The following is a 19,427-nucleotide window of genomic DNA, read 5'->3' as shown; positions in this document are numbered from 1 at the left end:
GTTGATAAAATGATTTTTCCTCAAATATTTAAGGAGAAAAGAAGCAAGGAGTTGGTGTGATCTCATGTCAAGGCCTTCGTGGATCAAGGGCGGACCGAGGGTGATCAGGGAAATTCCTGGACCCAAGGCGAGGGAACTCGTGGCCCGGGATGAGAAGGTGATGTCGCCTTCCTACACCAGGACCGAACCAATTGCGGCGGAGGAGGGCTGGGGATGCTATGTTAGGGACCTAGACGGCAACGTGTTTCTGGACCTTTCCTCCGGCATGTTTGTTCTGAACTACGGCTACTCGCATCCCCGCATCGTCAGGGCCGTGGTCAGGCAGGCCAGGAAGTTGACCCATTTTGCGGGCACAGATTTCTACTACCCCGCCCAGGTCGAGCTAGCTGAGCGTCTGGTGAAGATAACTCCGGGTGATTTCCCCAAGAGGGTGTACTTCGGGAATTCCGGGGCGGAGGCCGTTGAAGCGGCGTTTAAGTGCGCTCGCTGGCACACCCGCCGCCCGAGGATGCTAGCGTTCACCGGTGCCTTTCACGGTCGAACCTTTGGCGCGATGAGCCTTTCCTCCACAAATGTGCTGCACCACCGCTACTTCTCGCCGCTGGTCCCCGGAGTCACCCACCTTCCATATCCTTACTGCTACCGCTGCCCGTTTGGCAAGAGCCATCCCGGCTGTGGATTTTTCTGCGTGGATTTCATCCGGGATCAGCTGAAGAAGGTCGTGCCGCCGGAGGAGGTGGCGGCAATTATCACCGAACCCATCCAGGGAAATTCAGGTTACATCATACCGCCGCCGGGATATTACCAGTTGATCAAGGAACTCTGCGACGAGCACGGCTGGCTCTTCATAGTTGATGAGGTTCAGACCGGTCTGGGGCGTTCCGGTAAAATGTTTGCCATCGAGCACTGGGGGGTTGTTCCTGACATCATCTGTTTGGCCAAGGCGCTTTCCTGCGGCATAGCTCCGATAGGCGCCATAATTGCTCGGGCCGAGGTGATGGACTGGGAACCTGGCGCCCACGCCTCGACCTTCGGCGGCAATATCGTCGCCTGCGCTGCGGCAATTGAGGGGTTGAAGATCCTTGAGGAGCAGAAGCTCGTTAAGAGGGCGGCCGATCTCGGCGAAAGGGCTTTACGGAGGCTGAAGGAGATGGAAGAGAACTCGAAGATAATCGGGGAAGCCCGGGGGCTGGGCCTGATGCTGGCCTTGGAGATAGTCAAGGACAAGGAGAAGAAGCAGCACGGAGTCAAGGAGCGTGACATGATCGTGGCCGAGGCCTTGAAGCGGGGCCTGATTGTCTTCAGAGGCGGCAATGCGAGCATAAGGATTGCACCCCCGCTGACAATTACTGAGCGAGAACTCGACCTCGGCCTAGATCTCCTCGAGGAGTCCCTGCGAGAGGTCGAGCGAAAATGCTGATGCTCAAGGAACACTTTTCGGTGAACTCGCTGGGCCACTTGGTGGTCGGCCGGTTAGACGCGGTGGAGCTGGCCGAGAGGTTTGGCACCCCACTATACGTTGTTGATGAGCAGCGGATCCGGGAGAGATACCGGCGCTTCTATCGAGCCTTCTCTAGCCAATGGTCCGAGGCAAGGGTCCACTATGCCCTCAAGGCCAACTCGAACATGGCCGTGGTGAAGGTCCTCCAGTCAGAAGGAGCGGGCGCCGATGTCAGCTCGGAGACGGAGCTGAGGATCGCCCTGAAGGTGGGCATCCCCGGTGAAAAGATCGTTTTCAACGGCAATTACAAGACCCAACGTGAGCTGGAGCTGGCCATACTTAACGATATCCTGATTAACGTCGACAGCTTTCAGGAGCTGGAGGCGATCGATAAAATCGCGCTCCGGCTGGGCAAGCGGGCGAGGATCGGTTTCAGGATAAACCCAGATATCCGAGCCGATACACACCCCTACATCGCCGTCGGTCTCAGGGAAAGCAAGTTCGGCTTTGACGTCATCAGCGGCCAGGCCTTGGCGGCCTACAAGCGGGCCAAAGAAATGTCCTCGGTTGAGATACTGGGCATCCATGCTAATGTAGGTTCTCAAATCCTTGATGCGGCCCCGTTCGTGGAGGAGGCGGAAAAGCTCATGAAGATCGTCAGCGAGATCAAGGAACGATTCGGCATTGACCTCAAGTTCGTCGACCTAGGCGGCGGTATCGGAATTCCCTATAAACCGGAGGATAGAGAACTGCCTCCGGAAGAGGTGGCGGAGAAGGTAGTTGGCGTGGTGAGGCGGGTGGTACAGGAAAAGGGACTGGAGAAACCAACGCTGCTATTAGAGCCGGGTCGTTTCATAGTCGCAGACGCCTGCGTGTTACTGGCGAGGGTTGGTTACACGAAGGAGCGCCCGGGGATGCCCGACTGGGTGGCAGTGGATGCCGGCATGAATGCCCTGATGAGGCCTGCCCTCTATGGAGCTTACCACCACATTGAACTCGCCAACAAGATGAACCAGAGAAACGAGCACTTGGTTAATGTGGCTGGACCACTTTGCGAGTCTGGGGATTTTCTCGGGAAGGATAGGAAACTGCCAAAGGTAGAGCCGGGTGATCTGGCCGTGGTCTTTGATGTCGGCGCCTATGGCCTAGCCATGGCCTGCCAGCACACCGCCCAGCCGCGGCCGGCGATGGTCTTGGTTAACGGAGATAAGGCTGAGGTCGTGAGGAAAAGAGAGACTTACGAGGACCTGACCCGACTCGACCAGATTCCGAGCTGGTTGTTATGAGGCGCGTTGTGGTGAAGTTCGGCGGGACCAGCGTGGGCAATGCCAATCGCATCAGGCTTGGGGCCAAATCAGTTCACGATGAGTACAGAAAGGGGACCCAGATCGCTGTTGTGGTCTCGGCGATGGGTCAGTATACCGACGATCTGGTGCAGGCGGCCAAGGGCAGCACCCAGGGCAGGATTGATCCCTGGGATTTCGATGATATCCTGGCGATGGGTGAGCGCACCAGCGCCCGCATTTTCTCCGCGGCCCTGAAGAGCTTGGGGGTAAAGTCGGTCTATCTGGATCCGGGCATGGAGAACTGGCCGGTAATCACCGACAGCAACTTCGGCATGGCGAATATCGACTTCGAGTCGACCAAGCGGCGGGTGCAGAGGTTTATCGTTCCTCTCCTCGAGAAGGGCGTGGTCCCTGTCATCTGCGGCTTTTTGGGGCGTGACCGGGAGGGCAATGTGACGACAATTGGCAGGGGGGGCAGCGATATCACCGCTTTTCTGATAGGCAGGTGCCTGAAGGCCGATGAGGTGATCATCGTGACTGATGTTGAGGGAGTCATGACGGCCGACCCGAACAAAATCTCAGGTGCCCGGCTTCTGAAGAGCATCACGGTCGAGGAGATGACCGATCTCGCCCGGTTTGGGGCCCAGGTGATGCACCCGAGGGCCATGGCCTACAAGGATCCGGAGATAAGCGCCAAGGTTATACATTATAGGCATGGTAATTTACGTGCGGAGGGAACAAGGATAATTGGCCCGAGGGGTGATAATCTGTCCGGAGTATGGCTGCATGAAAAACCACTGGCGATGCTGACGATTGTGGGTGAGTCCATGCAAACAACCCCAGGCATTCTCGCCAAGTTTTCGGCCCCGTTGAGCAGGGCGAGGATAAATATTTACGCAGTTTCCATCGGTCCCAGGTCCTTTTCCATTTATTTGGCAGAGGAGGACGCGAAGAGGGCGATGGATCTCCTCCACCAGGTGGTGCTGAGCAGCAAGCTGAAGGCAATCACAGGCGAGGGCAACATCGCCATGATAGTGACCGAGAGCGAGCGCTTTATTTACGCGCCGGGCGTCATTGCGAAGCTCACCGAGCCCCTCGCCCAGGCCAAAATCAACATCATTGAGATAATTTCCAGCCGGGCATCGATCAGCTTCTTTGTCAAATGGGATGACCGTGAACAGGCGCTGAGGCTCTTCAAGAAGGCGATGAAGGAGATTGAGGGTTGATCATGTTTGAGGGCGCATATACTGCAATGGTGACTCCGTTCGACAGTGAGGGAAAGGTTGATGAGGAGGGCCTCCGCGAGAACGTGAGGTTCCAGATCAAAAAGGGCATTCACGGCTTGGTCCCGACCGGCACTACCGGGGAATCGCCAACGTTGTCCTATGAAGAGCACAACCGCGTCATTGAAATCGTCGTTGACGAGGCGGGTGGCAGGGTACCGGTTCTGGCCGGGACCGGGAGCAACAGCACTTGGGAGGCGCTGATGCTCACCAAGCACGCGAAGGAGGTTGGAGCCGATGGCGCGCTGATCGTGGTGCCCTACTATAACAAACCGACCCAGGCGGGGCTCTACGCCCACTTCAAGAAGCTGGCCGAGGAGGTTGATATCCCCCAGGTGATCTACAACATCCCTTCCCGCACCGGGGTGAACATGCTGCCGGAGACGATGGCGAAGCTGGCCAAGCTGAAGAACATCGTCGGCGTGAAGGAGGCCAGCGGGGACCTCAATCAGGTGGCCCGGATTATCGAGTTGACCCGCGGTGAGGATTTCACCGTGCTTTCCGGTGACGACGCCCTAACCTTTGAGATCATGAAGCTGGGGGGCAAGGGCGTTATCTCCGTGGCCTCCAACATCGTGCCCGACAAGGTGGCCAGGCTGGTCGAATCCTTCCGCGCCGGGGATATCGAGGCGGCGAGAAGGCTGAATGAGGAACTCATGCCCCTCTTTAAGGCGCTCTTTCTTGAGACCAACCCGGTACCGGTGAAGGCAGCCATGAACTGGATGGGGATGCCCGCCGGGGGTTACAGGTTGCCCTTGGTCGAGATGCAGCCGGAGAATCAGGAGCGGTTGCGCCGGGTGCTGGTCGAGATGGGGCTGCTGAGATGATTCGGGTTGCGGTCTGCGGGGCGGCCGGGCGGATGGGAAGGTTGATCGTCCGCCAGCTGGCCGGTCAGAAGGACATGAAACTCGTGGCGGCCATTGACGTGCCTGAGCACCCCATGATCGGAAAGGATGCCGGCCTGATTGCCGGCGTTCAGAAGTTGGGAGTTAATGTCGTGGAGTCGAGTAAGCTGAGCGAGGTACTTAGAAAAACTAAGCCGCATGTCCTCGTGGACTTCACCACAGCGGAGGCCTCGGTGCAGAATGTGAAGACGGCGGCGCGGATGGGGGTTTCCGTCGTCGTGGGCACCACGGGTTTCACGGAGGAACAAAGAAGAACGCTAGAAGCGGCGATAAAGCGGGGAAGGATCCGGGCCGTAATTTCGCCCAACTTTTCGGTCGGGGTTAACGTGTTTTTCAAGCTGGCCCGGGAAGCCGCCAAAGTTCTCGGCCGGGATTACGAGCCCAGCGTGGTCGAGGTACACCACGTTTACAAAAAGGATGCCCCCAGCGGAACGGCGCTGAGAGCCGCGGAAATCGTGGCTGAGGAGTTTGGTATTGAACCTGAAGAAATCAAGATCAAGTCGATTAGGGAAGGGGAGGTCGTTGGTGATCACACGCTGGCGTTCGCCAACTCCTTTGAGGTCTTGGAGATCACCCATCGGGCGAAAAGCCGCGAAGTGTTCGCCGTTGGTACAATGAAGGCGATTCGGTATGTCATCAAGAAGGGCAAGCCCGGGATTATAAAGGACATGCAGGACGTACTTGGGCTGCGCTGACTTGGGCGCCTAAAATGTAACTTTGGAACGGGTTCTTGTCAAGAAATTCCCTTTTTCCCAGTATTTTCCGTCGTTTGAGATTGATTTCTGCACCGGAGGGAAGGGATTATATTCTGGTAAACACTAGTTGGGAAAAACGTTGGTAGTGAAAATGCCGACCAAGGTAATCGCCGAGAGCAAGCTATGTGGGTTTAGGACACTGATTACGGCGGTCAGCGATGGTCAAATAACCAGATTGAAGCTGGATAGCGGTTGCTTCAAGGTAAAGAGTTACGGTGAGCTTTTGGTCGCGGTCAGAAAGGAGGACCTTTACCGGGCCGAGACGAGCCCGATATTTGCGCGGGCACACGAAGCACGTCTGACACCAACCTGCATCGTACCAGTCGCGGTGATGAACGCCTGTTGGATAGAGAACCAGCTCATTTCCAAAAACTTGGCATTAGACAACAAGGAGCTTAAGATTATTTTTGTTGAGTAGCCTTTGACGAAGCTCCGGTTAACGTTACCGCTGTGATTTCTAGCCGCCGTTCCGCGGGTTCTGCTTGTGGAAGGGGCAGGGTCTCCCGGATCTGCAGAAGCGGCATTTTTCCGGCTTGGGCGGTTGTGGCAGTGGACCGACCATGTGACCGTATTTCCGACGGGGCAACGAATCACCAGCTGCGTTTAGTTAATAACCGTTAAAAAGGTGTTCGTTCATAAATTTTAGCATTGAAGAGAATTGGGCAGGTGTCAAGGTGACGAAGATTAGTGCGGGCATCTTGGGGGCTACGGGAGAGGTGGGGCAGAAGTTCGTCGTTAACCTACAGAACCACCCGTGGTTTGAGATTTCAGCCCTCTTCGCTTCCGAGAGGTCGGCGGGGAAGAGCTATGCCGATGCGCTGGGATACGGAACCGAGGATTCCCGATGGTTCGTCAAAGCCGCCCCTAAGAAGAGGATCCTTGATCTGGAGGTGGCGGACGTTAACAAGGTCCGCGGCGATGAGGTTGATCTCTTCTTCTCCGCTTTGCCGTCGGAAACGGCACTTGAAGTGGAGGGCAGAATTGCCCGGGAAAAGCCGGTGGTCAGCACGGCCTCGGCCTACCGATATTTTGAGGACAGCTTCACCTACCTACCGGGTGTCAACGAACACCACGCTAAAATTATCGAGATTCAACAAAGGAGGCGGGGCTGGAAGGGATTCGTGGTCCCGCAGCCCAACTGCACGACCATTGGCTTGGTCATGTCACTGAAACCGGTTTACGATGGATTTGGTCTGGAGCGGGTGACGATGGCTTCCATGCAGGCGGTTTCGGGAGCCGGGTATGCGGCGGTGAGCAACTGGGCGAACCAGCGCCGCGCCCAGGGAGGCAGCCTGCCCGAGCCGTTGCCCGACTTTGTCCCAGGAACCTTCGAGGGCAACGTCATCCCTTACATCAAGGGAGAAGAGGAGAAGGTCAGAAAGGAGACGGTGAAACTGTTGGGTGATTTTGTCGATGGCAAAATTGTCCCGGCTTCGTTCAAGATAGCCTGCAAGTGCAACCGCGTCCCGGTCCTCGATGGGCACACGGAGTCGGTTTTCGTCGAGACCAGGGACAGATGCACCGTTGACGAGCTGAAGGAGGCCTGGAGGAGTTACCGCGGGGAGCCGCAGCGGTTGGGGCTGCCGACCGCGCCGAAGCAGCCCATTGTGGTCACCGAGGAAGTTGACCGTCCGCAGCCGAGGTTCGATTGCTTGGTTGAGGGAGGTATGGTCGCGGTCATCGGTGGCGTGGAGCCTAATGTCTTTGAGAAGGGCTTTCAGTACACCGTGCTTTCACATAACACCGAGCTGGGCGCGGCGAAGGGGGCGGTGCTGGCGGCCGAGTATCTTTACCGCGTCGGGCTTATCAAATGAGCCTGTGCCTGCCTCACAGATTTTTCTGCCTGTAGAGCCTGTGCAGCAGCCTGCGCTCGCGGTATTTTTGGTGGCCGAAGATCACCAGGATGGCACCCGCGCCCACGAGATAAAGGAGCCAGGGGCTGGGCAGCAGGGTCCCGATGGTCCCCAAGGCCACTGCGGTGAAGACGCTTGAGGCCACCGCACCGATCGCGATGGAGTAGATAATGGTGCTTTTCTTGATGTTGAGCATCACGGCGGCGAGAGCGGCCCAGGAGACGCCGAAGGTGAAGGTGAACACCACCACACCCAGGCCGAATCCCTTCTGACCCACCCGGCGTTCAAACTCCTTGGCGTTCCTCTCCAAGCGGGCCCGGATACTTCCGGATTTGGCCCAGGCGCCGCTGGTGATTCTCCTTAGCAGACGATTCTCGTAAATTAACCGGTAACGGATGACCTCTAAGATGAGAAACCAGATTGGGACCAAGGCGGCGTGGACGATGCTCACGAGTACAGCTGTTTCGATGATGGACAATCCTTGGGAAAAACAGTAGGGCGTGGAGCCAAGGGGGCCGAAGATGAAGGTTGAAACTATAATGAAAAGAAAGCTTACCAAGGCATCATCCCGTTAATTGTCTGTTGTCAAAGAAGAAGAGATTTTTGGTTCGTTTTTCAATGCAGCATTGATGCATGCCGCCCGGCCAATTTTTCCTCGGCCGATTGAGCCTGATAAAACTTGACCCACCGTTTGGACAGCTTAGGGTCCTCATTTTCTAAAATCGGTCGCGGTTTGAAGATCAGCAGGTGGTAGCGGGGGGTGGAACTTCAGAGACCGGCAACCGCCGTTCTCTCTTGAACCACCGACTTCCGGCACCCGTGTCTTGGCACGGATGACTCCGGGTCTCGCAGGAGCGCCAAACCCACGGCTTGACGCCTTATGAGCTTCGCCCGTGGTTCTCCCACGTCCGGCGGGCACTCCATGCTGCCCTACCCTTGTAGGCCCGAGGCTCGCTACGGAGGGTAGCTCTCCCGCTACCGTGAAACCGTGTGCTCCTTTGGAGATAAATGGGTTGCGGTTTTTGCGTTTCTGAACTTCTAAAGGTGCTGTTTGGGCATCAGCACTCTGCGCAGGTAGTTGCCTAGGATGGCGCCTGTCCCGGTGAGGAAGGTGAAAATGGTTACGAAATAAAGGAGGTAGTTGCTGATGAGCAGGTAGAGGAACTGCTCCGCAGTTATCGTGTATCCGGCCGTTGAGATCATTGCCAGCAGGTCCGCGAGGCTGGTCTGGTAGAGGGTGAGGTGGGCCGGCAGAAACAGAGCGGCCAGAGTCAGGGCGGCGTTGGCGGCGCCGGCTCTGAAGAGGGTTGACCACTTCGTCGTGTTTTTTACCAGATAGCCGGTCAGGACGCCACCGAACAGAGGCGAGGCCACGCCGCCGCCGATGAACTGCGCGGTAATTGCCGAGAAGAGGAAGCCAACCACCACGGGGACCGCGAAGAGCTTTCGGTCCAGCTTGCGGCTGAAGATGAAGAACAGCAAGGCTAGCAGCACTGCCCCGAATATCGCGTAGGCGGCCCTGAAGGTGAACTCATCCATCAGACCACTTTAGAGTAAATGGCTCGGGTGAGAATAAAAAGTATAAGCTATCAAGGCGTTATTATCCCTTGGTGCTCGTGTGAAGGTCTATCTGGACAACGGCACGACTACACCGGTCGCTAGAGAGGTTGTGGAGGCCATGCTTCCCTACTTCACGGAGAAATTCGGCCATCCTATTTTTCCCTATACACCGGGTCTGGAGGCGGCCGAGGCTGTGGAGAGATCGCAGCGGATCATTGCGGGGACCATCAACGCCAGGCCGGAGGAGGTGGTCTTAACTTCCGGGGCGACCCAGTCCAACGACATGGCCATCCGCGGCGTTGCCTATGCCAACCGCCATCGGGGCCGGCACATCATCACTAGCAGGGTGGAGAATCCCTCGGTTCTGAGGGTCTGCGAGAGGCTGGAGAAGGAGGGCTTCAAGGTCGATTATCTTCCCGTGGATAAGGAGGGCTTCGTCGACACCGCCGAATTGGAGAGGCGGCTTACCGAGGAGACTATTCTGGTGAGCGTGGCCAACGTGAACGATGAGATCGGTACCATTGAACCTGTCGAGGAGATCGGCGAAATCCTCAGCGGACGCCGGGAAAAGGTGTACTTCCATGTCAACGCGGCGGCGGGCTATGGCAGGGTCAGAGTTGATGTGAAAAAGATGGGTGTCGACCTGCTGAGCCTGAGCGCCCATAAGGTCCACGGCCCGAAGGGGGTCGGTGCCCTTTTTATCGCCGAGGGGACGCCGATCGAGCCCGTGACCTATGGTTACATCTCCATGTTCAAACTGAAACCCGGGACGGAGAACGTGCCGGGCATCGTGGGATTTGGCCGGGCCGCCGAGCTGATGGCGGAGAACTTCGGCCGCGATGTCGCCCACATGAGGAGGTTGCGCGACAGGCTGCTCTCCGGACTTGAGGAAATCCCCTACACCGTGATCAACGGTCCTCGCGGGGAGAAGCGCAGCCCGGCAAACGTCAGCTGTTCCTTTAAGGGGGTGGAGGGGGAGTCGATGATGCTGCACCTTGATTTGAACGGGATCTCGGTTGCCACGGGTTCTGCCTGCTCTACGACCAAGCTGCAGCCCAGCCATGTCCTCACGGCGATCGGGGTCAAGGCCGCGGTTGCTCACGGCACGATAAGGTTCACCCTGAGCCGGTATAACACTGAGGAGGAGGTAGATTACACGCTGAGCGTGGTGCCGCGGGTGGTGGAACATCTCAGGAGGATAAGCCCGGTGAAGCCGGAGCAGCTGTGAGGTGGTGAAATGTCGGTAGAATATACTGAGCGCGGGATGCTCAAGTACAGCGAGAAGCTGCTCGAGCGCTTCCGGAACCCGAGAAACATCGGGGAGCTGGAGAACCCGACCGTAGTGGCGGAGGAGGGCGACCCCCAGTGCGGGGACATGTTCCGGATGTTTTTGAAGATTGAAAACGACCGCATAGTCGACGCCAAGTTCCTCTCCTTCGGATGTGCGGCTAACATCGCCACCGGTGATGTGACTGTGGATTTAATTAAGGGGAAGACGGTCGCTGAGGCCGAAAAGCTGCAGATCAAGGAAATTGCCGAGGCACTGGGAGGACTGCCGGTGATAAAGATGCACTGCGCCGTGCTTGCCTACAAAACGCTGAAGAAAGCTCTCGCCGAGTACCGAAAAATAAAGTCCGGCGGCGGGCCGCAGGGATGATGACGGTGGCTGGAAGCAGGGTCACCGTTCCTAGGTTCCGGGAGGACTGTCTGGCTTTTAGGGGGATCGATGTCAGGGAACTGGTCGGGGTCAGGAAGGACGCCCTGCTCTACGTGCAGCCCTGCACCTCGGAGCGGGGGAAGCTGATGGCCGACATCGAGCTCACCAAAGATATCGATTCCCGATTTTTCGACCCTGGGAAACTCTGTGCCCTGTTGAGAGTTCACCGCCACCGGTTTGCCGACCTCAGGTGCAGCGAGGCGCTCGGTGTGGCCAAGCTGAGGTGGGGCGGTCGGGACATCAGCATCTTCAAGAATGGGAAGATCAAGATCCAGCAGGCGATGGACCGGGAGGAGATATTGAGGGTCGCCAACTCCGTCTCGCGCCTAATCTGGGGTGCTGCGGTATGCAGCGTTTGTGGAGAGCCGGTGTTAAACTGTGTCTCGGGAAAGTGTGGGAAATGTCTCCGGCCTGAGGAGGAGCCGCTGGAACTCTCGGAGATTACCGGAGCGGAGCTGCTTCGGCAGGGGCACGCTGCACTGGAAGGCTTAGAGGGACTCCCCTCTCAAGATTACGAGAACAGGCTCCAGAGGGCCAGATTTCTGGCTTTGCATTTCACGATGGAGACGCCGCGCAAGGAGGAGGCCCTCTTGGGTCTGCTGTTGCTGGCTAGAGCGGAGCAGCTGGAATCTAAGTTGAAGGAAGAGAAATAGGTCGGAGTTATTCGAGGCCCCACTTCTTGGACATTTTCACGATGAGGAAGATCACCAGCGCGACTATCAGAAAGGTTATCAAGGCGCCAAGGAAGTGGCCGACCCGGAAGGGACCGACTTCTATTGTTTCCCACGTCGCCCCCGGGACTGCCAGCTGGATTATCGGCATGATTAGGTCGTTCACCAGTGCCTGTACTAGAGCACCTAGGTAAAGACCGATGATGAAGGCTACGGCCATCCCCACCACCTTGTATTTGCTGATGAATTCCATGAATTCGGCGATGAACCCCTTCTTCACCGGTGCCGGCGGTGCGGGCTTTGGTTCCAAGAGCTTTCTGATTTGGCGCAGCTCTTCCAGAATCTCGTTATTATCGGCCAAGCGGTCACCAGCCCAGTTGAAGGCAATCCCTTGAGCTTAAATTTTTTAGGGTGCGGTAGATCACTCAGCCCCTCCGGCTTTTTATTGCCCTGAGGACTTTTTCCGGCGTGAAGGGAGATTCGGTGAACCTGATGCCGATGGCGTTGTAGATGGCGTTGGAGATGGTGGGCAGAACCCCGTCCATGGCCGGCTCCCCGATGGGCTTGGCGCCGAAGGGACCGGTGGGATCGTAGCTGGGCACGAGGATGGTCTTTATCTTAGGGATGTCGGGAGCGGAGAAGATCTTGTAGTCCCTGAAGGAGGGATTCAGCACTCGGCCGTTTTCATCGAAGACGAATTCTTCGATGAGGGCGTAGCTGATGCCGTTGACGATCGATCCCTCAACCTGACCTTCGGCCAGCGTCGGGTTAATGGCCGTGCCACAGTCGACCGCGCACACGTAATTGAGGACCTTGACTTGTCCCGTCTCCATGTCGACCTCGACCTCGGCGAACTGGGCCGTGAAGGTCTGCGGGTGCAGGTGGCTGTACTCGGACGCCGTGGCCGCAATTTGGAACTGGTTCTTACTGTACATGGCGCGCTTGGCTATCTGTCCGAACTCCAGCCTTTTGCCGCTCTGTTTTGAGACCACTCCCTTGTTCTCCAGCCTCAGGTTCTCTGCGGGCTCGTTCAGCATCTCCGAGGCCACCTTGAATATCTGCTTCTTGATTTCCTCGGCAGTTTTGATCACCGCCAGTCCTGAGAGGTAGGTGGTTCCCGAGGCGTAGGCCCCCTTGTCGTAGGGGGTGACGTCGGTGTCAGTGGCGTAGACAATTACGTCCTCCAGCGGGATGTTCATCGCCTCGGCAAAGATCTGGGAGAGCACGGTGTCGCAGCCGCCGCCGACGTCGCTGGCGCTGATGAGGAGGTTGAAGGAGCCGTCCTCGTTCATCTTCGCCGTGACCGAGCTCGCGTCCAGCAGGGCGACAGTGCCACCGTGTACCGTGCAGACCATCCCCACACCGCGCCTGATCGGACCCTCCGGCTGGTTGCGGTAGCGCTCGCGCTTTTCCCTCCACCCGAAGGCCTCGGCGCCCCGGTCGATGCATTCGGGCAGGGCGCAGCTGTCGACCTTCTGCTCGGCACCCTTCCCGATCTCGCTCAGGGCGCTGAAGATGGGCGAGGTTTCCCCGACCCGGATGGTGTTCTTCTTCCAGAACTCGACCGGGTCCATGCCGATCGCGTGGGCCATCTCGTCCATCATGATGCCCATGGCGAAAGTTCCCTGGAGGACGCCGTAGCCCCGGTAGGCCCCTGCGTTGAGCAGGTTAGTGTAGACGGTGTCCCCGATGAACTCGATGTTCTGGCACCGGTAGAGGGGCAGCGTCTTGGCACAGGTGCTGCCGAGGACTGTCATGCAGTGGGGACCGTAGGCCCCAGTGTTGCTGATCACGCGCATTTTGATGGCGGTGACGGTCCCGTCCTTCTTCACCCCCGTCTTCACCCTCATCACCATCGGGTGGCGGGTCCTCGTGGAGACAAAGACCTCGGGCCTGGTGAAGACGAGCCTGACCGGCCGCCTGGTTCTCAGCGTGAACATGGCGCAGACATCCTCGACGACGATTTCCTGCTTGGACCCGAACCCGCCGCCGATGCGTGGCTTGATCACCCGGATCATCCTCTCCGGCAGTTGCAGGCAGTGGGCGATAATCCGGCGCGCGTAGTAGGGGACCTGCGTGGAGCTGCGTACCACGATTCTCCCCGTATGGTCGAGGTAGCTGATGCAGGAGTGGGGCTCGAGGGCACAGTGCTGGGCATAGTGGTTTTTGACCGTGTGCTCGATCACGATGTCGGCCTCGCTCAGCCCGCGGTCGGAGTCTCCAGTCTTGACCTCGATGTGGGCGCAGTGGTTGTGTTTGGGATCGTAGAAGAGCGGCAGAACCTGGTGACAGTCGGGTTCATCGTGAATCACCGGCGCCCCTTCTTCCATCGCCTTTTCCGGGTCAAAGACCGCCGGCAGGACCTCGTAGTCGACCTTGATCAAGCGGAGGGCCTTTTCCGCGATCTCCTCCGTCTCCGCGGCCACGGCAGCCACCCTGTCGCCGACGTAGCGCACCTTGTTGTCGAACATCACCATGTCGTAAGGCGAGGGCTCGGGCCAGCCCTGTCCCGCGCTCGTGTGCAGCACCCTCGGCACGTTTTTGTAGCAGAGCACCGCGTGAACTCCGGGCAGCGCTTCGGCCGCGCTGGTGTCAATGTCCCTGATGCGGGCGTGGGCGTGGGGGCTCCAGAGGATCCTGGCGTGAAGCATGTCCTCCAGCTTGATATCATCGGTGAAGAGCGGCTTTCCTCTCGCCAGCGGAGCGGCATCGATCTTCCTTACGCTTTTTCCCACAACTTTAAAGTTTTTCATCGTTTTTCACCCCGCATGCGTTCAGCGGCCAGTTTGATGGCCTCGATTATCTTGACATAGCCGGTGCAGCGGCAGAGGTTTCCCTTTATCGCCTGCCGGATTTCCTCCTCGCTGGGGTTCGGATTTCTATCTAGCAGCGCCTTGGCCGAGATAATCATCCCCGGCGTGCAGTAGCCGCACTGGATGGCCCCGGCGTCGATGAAGGCCTGCTGGATGGGGTGCAGGTTTTCATCCGTTCCGATGCCCTCGATGGTAGTGATGTCCCTGCCGTTGACGGCGACGGCCAGCGTCAGGCAGGACAGAATCGGCTTTCCGTCGAGGAGGACCGTGCAGGCGCCGCACTCACCGGTCCCGCAGCCGTATTTGGTTCCCTTCAGCCCCAGCTCATCCCTGATCACGTTCAGCAGCAAATCCTTGGGCCTGACGGTCAATTTTCTTTTTCTCCCGTTGATGGTGAACTCTATTTCTCGCAACATCACTTCCCTCCTCCAGCCCTTCCCAGCGCCTTTACCAGCGCGCGTTTCACCAGAGCTTTACCCGCTTCAATTTTATACTCCGGATGGGCCCGGATCGATGTTGGCCGGCACTGGAACTTCTGGCAGGAGATTTCGGCAGCCAATCTGATAGTTTCTTCGTCCAGCTTTTTCCCTTCCAGGATTTTTTCTGCTTCTCTGGGCCGGAGCAAAGTGGGGCCAACCCCCCCACCGATTGCGATCCTGGCTTCCTGGCACACACCTTCCTTGTTTAGCGTAATCCTAGTGGCCACGTTTACCATGGCTAGGTCTTCGGAAGTTCTCGACAGCTTGATAAACGCCGTCCCTGAGTGCCCTGGAGGTTGCCTGACGGTAATCTCGGTCAGTAGCTCGTTGTTCATCCTAGTTTTCCTTACGCCTACGAAAAATTCATCAAGCGGCAGCGTCCTTTCCCCGTTAATCCCCGCTATTTTTACCTGAGCGTCAAGGGTCACCAGCGCTGGCGGCAAGTCGGCGGAGGGGATTGCGTTGCAGATGTTGCCCCCGATGGTGGCCATGTTTCTGACCTGAACGGTTCCCAGCGCCTTTACCGCCTCCGTGATGAGCCCGTATTTTTCTCTAACGATCGGGGACTCTTCAATTTCCGCCAAAGTGGTCGCCGCGCCAATCCTAAGGGCACCACCATCCTCGATGATGTATTTCAGTTGGGGGATTTTCATGATGCTGACTAAAAATTTCGGCCTGATTTTTTCGTCCTTCATGTCGACCAGCAGGTCGGTGCCGCCGGCAATCACCTTGGCCCCAGCGCCGAACCTGTTGAGCAAGTTTATCGCTTCGGAGATCGTCACGGGCTCGAAGTACTCAAAGTCCCAGAGCAGAGCACGGTTGTAGGTGTTCGTGATATTACCCGCCCCCTATGACGACTCCAATCCAGATACTGTCCCCATCCTTTAATGTTTTATCCAGCGGGGCAAGTTCCTCGTTCACAAAGGCGCGGAGGTGCTCGATTTCGTTTTCACGAAACCCAATTTCCAGCAACGTCTCCCTAAGGGTGATGTCGGAAGGCAGCTCCATCTCAAAGACATTTTCCTTGCGGACGGGCTTGAGCCCGGGCATCAGTTCAACCTTGACGCGGATGCTCATCGAAATCCTCTTTTTGCAGGAAATTCTCGACCTTGATGCTTTTATGGTTAACCTGCCAAGGTGGTCGGTGTTGTGTGGAAGCGTTTGGCGATTTTTCAGACTTCAGCCAGTTTCCTTATCCTTTTCAACCGTTTGCTGCGTTCGCCCAGCTTGCCGCGCACCCTCAACAAAGCCTGTTCTTTTTTCTCCGCCTTCAGCCTGGCCTTCTTCAGTTTGGCGTGGGTGAGCTTCAGGGCGATCTCCTTTTTTCTCGCCTTGGCCCGGGCCTTGCCGAGCTCGATGGCCCTAGCCCTCAATACGGCCTCCTGCTGCCTTTTGGCTTGTTCCAGCTCCTCCAGCTTTCTTTCGTATCTTTTGACGGCGGCCCGGGTGTGAATTCCAGCCCCGAGAAGGATTGCCCCGAGGATGATGCTGCCTAGAGCGGCCCGGTTGGTTGTGATCCAGGAGAAGATCCATGTTTGATTTTGTAGATAACCCAGCAACACCAGCAAGAGAAATAGTGCCCCCAGAAATATCAGAAAGGCGCCAAGTCCGATGAGGGTGGTGCCATATTGCCCTCTTTCCACCATGGCTCACCGAACATTTATAATTTTAATAACATATATATCTGCCTAAAGTTCCTGAGGATTTGATTTGTTAATTTTTAAAACTCCGTTTTTAAGGTTCATTTTGATGGAAAAATAAATTAATATACAAAAAAGAGGAAACACTAAATTATGAAAGTTGATAAAAGGAAAAAGGTAAATCCTGAAGTTTTGAAAAAGATGCGGGAATTGAGAAGTCAGGGCATGACTTATCAGAAGATAGCGAAGGAGCTCAATCTGTCCTATCTCACCGTTTACAAATATCTAAACATCGAGAAATATCAGAAGGTCAAGACGGAGCCAAAGGAAGGGGCCGCGGTTCCGAAGGAAGGCGCGGCCGCTGAGAAAAAGCCGGGGTTCTGGTCAAGGCTGAAGGCGAAGCTGGGAAGCTAGCGGATCAATCATTTTTCAGCTCCCGCCTGTTTTTTAAGATGCGGGCAGGATGATATAACAGGATAATATGGCAAGCCGCCGATAAAGTAATGGGTGATAAAATGAAACCGCAGTGCGAAATAGTGAGCGGTCAAGTGTTGCCCACGATTCGAGCGATGGTAGTGAAGGACCTGGTCAAGCGCTACGAGTTCAGCCAGGTGGAGGTGGCGCGGAAGCTCGGGATCACGCAGCCCGCAGTCAGCCAATACCTGAGTGCACTTAGGGGGAAGAGCCATCTGGAAAAGAAGCTGATGAAGTTAATCGGCCAGGATATCAGGAGCCTCGCCGACGATGTTGCCAGCGGCAAGCTCACCCAGCCAGATTTGGTCCGACGTTACTGCGCTATATGCAGCTTGATGAAAAAGAAAGGGCTTTTTTGAAGGCGGTTTAATACTTTAAAGTTGCGTGGCCTGTTTGGTTTTACGGTCATCAGACTTCCAGCGTCAGGGACACGGCTTTTTGAATGTGTTCGGCGAGTACGAGCACCGCATCCTCGAGGCGATTCTGCGATCGGATGGCGTGGCCTACCAGGACAAGCTCAGACGTGAGCTCGACATGTCGAAGTCAAAGCTGAGCGCGCTGGTGAAAAACCTGGAGCACAAGCACGCCATAACTAAGGAGCGCTATTTCAGGACCAATATCCTGAAGGTTAACCGGGAATTTTTGGGGAAGTAAATTTCATCCGCGCAGGCCGGCAGGACGGGCGGTCAGGTATTGGGACCAGAATTTCTAACCGAGGATTTTGATTTCGCTGGTGAGGAGCGCCCTCTCCCGTTCGCTGAAGACGCCGAGGTCGACGGGCAACAGGAAGATGGCGTCGCTGTCGATGAAGTTGAAGCGTTTCTCCTGGAGGAATTTGTATACCATGTCAAACCCGAAACGGCTCGTCAGGTATTCCAGTCCGTCCAGAAGCACGATCGACTCCCGATTGTTTTTAACGAACTCCGAGATCCTCATGCTGATGTTCTGAAGGCTGTCGATGGCTTCAAAATCCTTTAGGGGCACGGAGGACAGCAGGATGATGTTTTCCTTAGGTATCCCGAACTCCATCAGTTTCTCGGGCGCCTCCCGCGTAAAGCAGATGCCTGGGACGCCGAGCAGCATGAGCTGGGCAGCGATATTGTAGGCCGCCCGGTGGGACCGGAGCAGGTAGCACTCGCCTGGTGAGAGTTCGTTAGTGCGGTAGATGAACTTCAGCTGTTCCTTTTCAAAGTTCTTGCGCATGATGATTAAGGCTAAGGCGTTGGCAACCGCTTGGAGGACTTCCTCTTCAGCTTCATTGCGGCGGTGGCCCTCGCTGACGTAGAGGTTGAGCACACCTAACAGTTTTTCCTCCGCCAAGATCGGGACGCAGTAATGGCCGTGTGGAGTCATTCCCTCGTATCTGGTCTCATGGTTTTCGTCCACGTGGTCGGCGAAGATCAGCTTCCTCTCCAGCGCCGCTTTTCCGCAGAGGCACCTGCCGAGGGGGACTGAGGCACAGGATTTCTGCGGCGGTCCCGAAAGGTTGCTTTGAACCTTCATTGTCAGAGCGTTTTTCTCCCCGTCAAAGAGAAAGATGGCGCCCCGCTGCTCAAGGCCGAGACACGGAAGGAAAAGGATGATTTCAAGGGCACGCTTCAGCAGCTTCTCCAGAGATAGCTTCAGCGGGAGGCTCAGCAGGGAAACGATAGCGGTCTGAATGTCGACGCTGCGCTTGAGCTGGGTTTCCATCTGCTGGCGCTCGGTGATGTCCTCGATGGCCAGCAGGACCATCGGCTCCTCGGTTGGGCCAATTCGCATCTGCCGGGCGTTCAACATCATGATCTTCCTTCCGATGTGTGGGAAGTCGTGCACGACCACGAATTCCTTGAAAGTGGTGTTTTTCTCAACCACGTCTTTCAACAGCCTCCGCAGCTCCGGGATGTCCCACTGCCGGTTGCCTAGGTCGAACAGCGAGTACCTTTCCGTCTCCTCCCGGGTCACCTTGAAGCACTCGTAGAAGGCGCGGTTGGCCGAGACCACTTTCATCTCGGCGTCGAGCACCACCAGGGGCTCGTGCACGGTTTCCACGATTGTCTCCGCGTAGGCGCGCGCTCGTTCCAGGGCCCGTGCGGCCTCCAACCGTTCGGTGATGTCACGAGCCAGGATTTGGAAACCTTTCAGTTCTCCCTTCTCGAAGATGGGTGAAGTCTTCAGTTCAAAGGGCACTATCCTGCCGTCTTTAGTCCTGACTTCGACCACATATGGGGGCAGTCTCTTGGCACCCTCCTTCCACATTTTTATCCGCGCCAGTGCAACCTTGTAAGAATCCGGCGTGAGGACGTCCTTGATGTTCATCTTCATGACTTCGTCTGGCGTGTATCCGGCCACATCCTCCACATTCCTGCTGATGTAGGTGCAGTTCCCTTGCAGGTCTATGCGGAGAAGAATGTCGGCGACGTTATCCGCGAGGCTTCGGTATTCCTCTCGAGACTTCCTTAACTCCTCAAGGGCCTTTTTGAGCTTGGTGATATCCTTCCCCACAACGCTGACGGCCTTGACCTCACCGGTTCTGGCATCCTTAACCGGGCTGATGGTCCTCAGGAAGAA

The 19,427-nt window shown here is 56.7% G+C and carries 22 protein-coding genes and 1 tRNA gene; 13 read left to right on the top strand and 10 right to left on the bottom strand.

Translation table 11 applies throughout. The annotated features are described in order from the left end of the window. The first annotated feature begins 64 nt into the window (after positions 1–64). The 7 genes from ACP5PX_RS05915 (at position 65) to ACP5PX_RS05885 (ending at position 7,484) form a co-directional block, all read left to right on the top strand. Positions 65–1,420 carry an acetyl ornithine aminotransferase family protein gene (locus tag ACP5PX_RS05915; protein WP_428084926.1) on the top strand — a complete coding sequence of 452 codons (1,356 nt, stop codon included), beginning with the start codon at positions 65–67 and terminating at the stop codon, positions 1,418–1,420. Further along, positions 1,414–2,727: a diaminopimelate decarboxylase gene (gene lysA, locus ACP5PX_RS05910; RefSeq protein ID WP_428084924.1), complete on the top strand. Its 1,314-nt coding sequence runs from the start codon at positions 1,414–1,416 to the stop codon at positions 2,725–2,727. Before ACP5PX_RS05915 ends, lysA begins: the two co-directional genes overlap by 7 nt. Continuing rightward, positions 2,724–3,953, top strand: a complete 1,230-nt coding sequence (locus tag ACP5PX_RS05905) for an aspartate kinase (protein WP_428084922.1) — start codon at positions 2,724–2,726, stop codon at positions 3,951–3,953. The genes lysA and ACP5PX_RS05905 overlap by 4 nt, the downstream gene beginning before the upstream one ends. Before the next feature lie 2 nt (positions 3,954–3,955). Continuing rightward, positions 3,956–4,837, top strand: a complete 882-nt coding sequence (dapA, locus tag ACP5PX_RS05900) for a 4-hydroxy-tetrahydrodipicolinate synthase (RefSeq protein ID WP_428084920.1) — start codon at positions 3,956–3,958, stop codon at positions 4,835–4,837. Then, a complete protein-coding gene (gene dapB / locus ACP5PX_RS05895; protein WP_428084918.1) occupies positions 4,834–5,610 on the top strand; it encodes a 4-hydroxy-tetrahydrodipicolinate reductase in 777 nt (258 codons plus the stop codon). The genes dapA and dapB overlap by 4 nt, the downstream gene beginning before the upstream one ends. A gap of 151 nt (positions 5,611–5,761) precedes the next feature. After that, positions 5,762–6,088 (top strand): DUF6951 family protein, encoded by a 327-nt coding sequence (locus ACP5PX_RS05890; RefSeq protein ID WP_428084917.1) that lies wholly within the window; start codon positions 5,762–5,764, stop codon positions 6,086–6,088. Positions 6,089–6,344: 256 nt separating this feature from the next. Next, a complete protein-coding gene (locus ACP5PX_RS05885; protein ID WP_428084915.1) occupies positions 6,345–7,484 on the top strand; it encodes an aspartate-semialdehyde dehydrogenase family protein in 1,140 nt (379 codons plus the stop codon). Positions 7,485–7,497: 13 nt separating this feature from the next. Here the strand turns inward: ACP5PX_RS05885 and ACP5PX_RS05880 are convergent, their stop codons facing one another. The 3 genes from ACP5PX_RS05880 to ACP5PX_RS05870 form a co-directional block, all read right to left on the bottom strand. Then, positions 7,498–8,082 (bottom strand): hypothetical protein, encoded by a 585-nt coding sequence (locus ACP5PX_RS05880; protein ID WP_428084913.1) that lies wholly within the window; start codon positions 8,080–8,082, stop codon positions 7,498–7,500. Positions 8,083–8,271: 189 nt separating this feature from the next. Further along, positions 8,272–8,479: transfer RNA gene (locus tag ACP5PX_RS05875), tRNA-Met, on the bottom strand. A gap of 82 nt (positions 8,480–8,561) precedes the next feature. Beyond that, entirely contained in the window at positions 8,562–9,062 is a 501-nt protein-coding gene (locus tag ACP5PX_RS05870) for a hypothetical protein (protein WP_428084911.1), read from the bottom strand. 79 nt (positions 9,063–9,141) lie between these two features. On the opposite strand from ACP5PX_RS05870, the gene ACP5PX_RS05865 reads away from it, so the two are divergent. From ACP5PX_RS05865 to ACP5PX_RS05855, 3 genes are read left to right on the top strand one after another with little or no spacing between them, the layout of a single operon-like run. After that, the gene (locus ACP5PX_RS05865) at positions 9,142–10,311 is read left to right on the top strand and encodes a cysteine desulfurase family protein (protein ID WP_428084909.1); all 1,170 of its coding nucleotides are present in this window, start codon (positions 9,142–9,144) and stop codon (positions 10,309–10,311) included. A 9-nt stretch (positions 10,312–10,320) separates the two neighbouring features. Beyond that, positions 10,321–10,740, top strand: coding sequence for an iron-sulfur cluster assembly scaffold protein (locus ACP5PX_RS05860; RefSeq protein WP_428084907.1), 420 nt, complete (start codon positions 10,321–10,323; stop codon positions 10,738–10,740). Beyond that, positions 10,737–11,453 carry a hypothetical protein gene (locus ACP5PX_RS05855; RefSeq protein ID WP_428084905.1) on the top strand — a complete coding sequence of 239 codons (717 nt, stop codon included), beginning with the start codon at positions 10,737–10,739 and terminating at the stop codon, positions 11,451–11,453. The genes ACP5PX_RS05860 and ACP5PX_RS05855 overlap by 4 nt, the downstream gene beginning before the upstream one ends. Before the next feature lie 7 nt (positions 11,454–11,460). Here the strand turns inward: ACP5PX_RS05855 and ACP5PX_RS05850 are convergent, their stop codons facing one another. From ACP5PX_RS05850 to ACP5PX_RS05825, 6 genes are all read right to left on the bottom strand, one after another. Further along, positions 11,461–11,832, bottom strand: a complete 372-nt coding sequence (locus ACP5PX_RS05850) for an MscL family protein (RefSeq protein WP_428084903.1) — start codon at positions 11,830–11,832, stop codon at positions 11,461–11,463. A gap of 64 nt (positions 11,833–11,896) precedes the next feature. After that, entirely contained in the window at positions 11,897–14,224 is a 2,328-nt protein-coding gene (locus tag ACP5PX_RS05845) for a xanthine dehydrogenase family protein molybdopterin-binding subunit (protein WP_428084901.1), read from the bottom strand. After that, positions 14,221–14,700, bottom strand: a complete 480-nt coding sequence (locus tag ACP5PX_RS05840; RefSeq protein ID WP_428084899.1) for a (2Fe-2S)-binding protein — start codon at positions 14,698–14,700, stop codon at positions 14,221–14,223. Before ACP5PX_RS05840 ends, ACP5PX_RS05845 begins: the two co-directional genes overlap by 4 nt. Further along, the gene (locus ACP5PX_RS05835; RefSeq protein ID WP_428084928.1) at positions 14,700–15,575 is read right to left on the bottom strand and encodes an FAD binding domain-containing protein; all 876 of its coding nucleotides are present in this window, start codon (positions 15,573–15,575) and stop codon (positions 14,700–14,702) included. The genes ACP5PX_RS05840 and ACP5PX_RS05835 overlap by 1 nt, the downstream gene beginning before the upstream one ends. 25 nt (positions 15,576–15,600) lie before the next feature. Then, positions 15,601–15,840, bottom strand: coding sequence for a MoaD/ThiS family protein (locus ACP5PX_RS05830; RefSeq protein WP_428084897.1), 240 nt, complete (start codon positions 15,838–15,840; stop codon positions 15,601–15,603). A gap of 95 nt (positions 15,841–15,935) precedes the next feature. After that, complete coding sequence (locus ACP5PX_RS05825) at positions 15,936–16,409, bottom strand: hypothetical protein (protein WP_428084895.1); 474 nt, start codon at positions 16,407–16,409, stop codon at positions 15,936–15,938. Between the two features lie 147 nt (positions 16,410–16,556). On the opposite strand from ACP5PX_RS05825, the gene ACP5PX_RS05820 reads away from it, so the two are divergent. From ACP5PX_RS05820 to ACP5PX_RS05810, 3 genes are all read left to right on the top strand, one after another. Next, positions 16,557–16,817: a helix-turn-helix domain-containing protein gene (locus tag ACP5PX_RS05820; RefSeq protein WP_428084893.1), complete on the top strand. Its 261-nt coding sequence runs from the start codon at positions 16,557–16,559 to the stop codon at positions 16,815–16,817. A 101-nt stretch (positions 16,818–16,918) separates the two neighbouring features. Further along, positions 16,919–17,236 carry a transcriptional regulator gene (locus ACP5PX_RS05815; protein ID WP_428084891.1) on the top strand — a complete coding sequence of 106 codons (318 nt, stop codon included), beginning with the start codon at positions 16,919–16,921 and terminating at the stop codon, positions 17,234–17,236. Between the two features lie 34 nt (positions 17,237–17,270). Further along, complete coding sequence (locus ACP5PX_RS05810) at positions 17,271–17,531, top strand: helix-turn-helix transcriptional regulator (RefSeq protein WP_428084889.1); 261 nt, start codon at positions 17,271–17,273, stop codon at positions 17,529–17,531. Positions 17,532–17,585: 54 nt separating this feature from the next. Here the strand turns inward: ACP5PX_RS05810 and ACP5PX_RS05805 are convergent. Continuing rightward, positions 17,586–19,427, bottom strand: a 1,842-nt coding sequence (locus tag ACP5PX_RS05805; RefSeq protein WP_428084887.1) for a PAS domain S-box protein, incomplete at its 5' end; no start/stop codon positions are given.

This window comes from Hadarchaeum sp. (SeqCode), assembly GCF_049969415.1.
Taxonomy (GTDB): domain Archaea; phylum Hadarchaeota; class Hadarchaeia; order Hadarchaeales; family Hadarchaeaceae; genus Hadarchaeum.
Note: the sequence above shows the minus strand (reverse complement) of the source record. Positions and strands in the feature narration are given on the sequence as shown.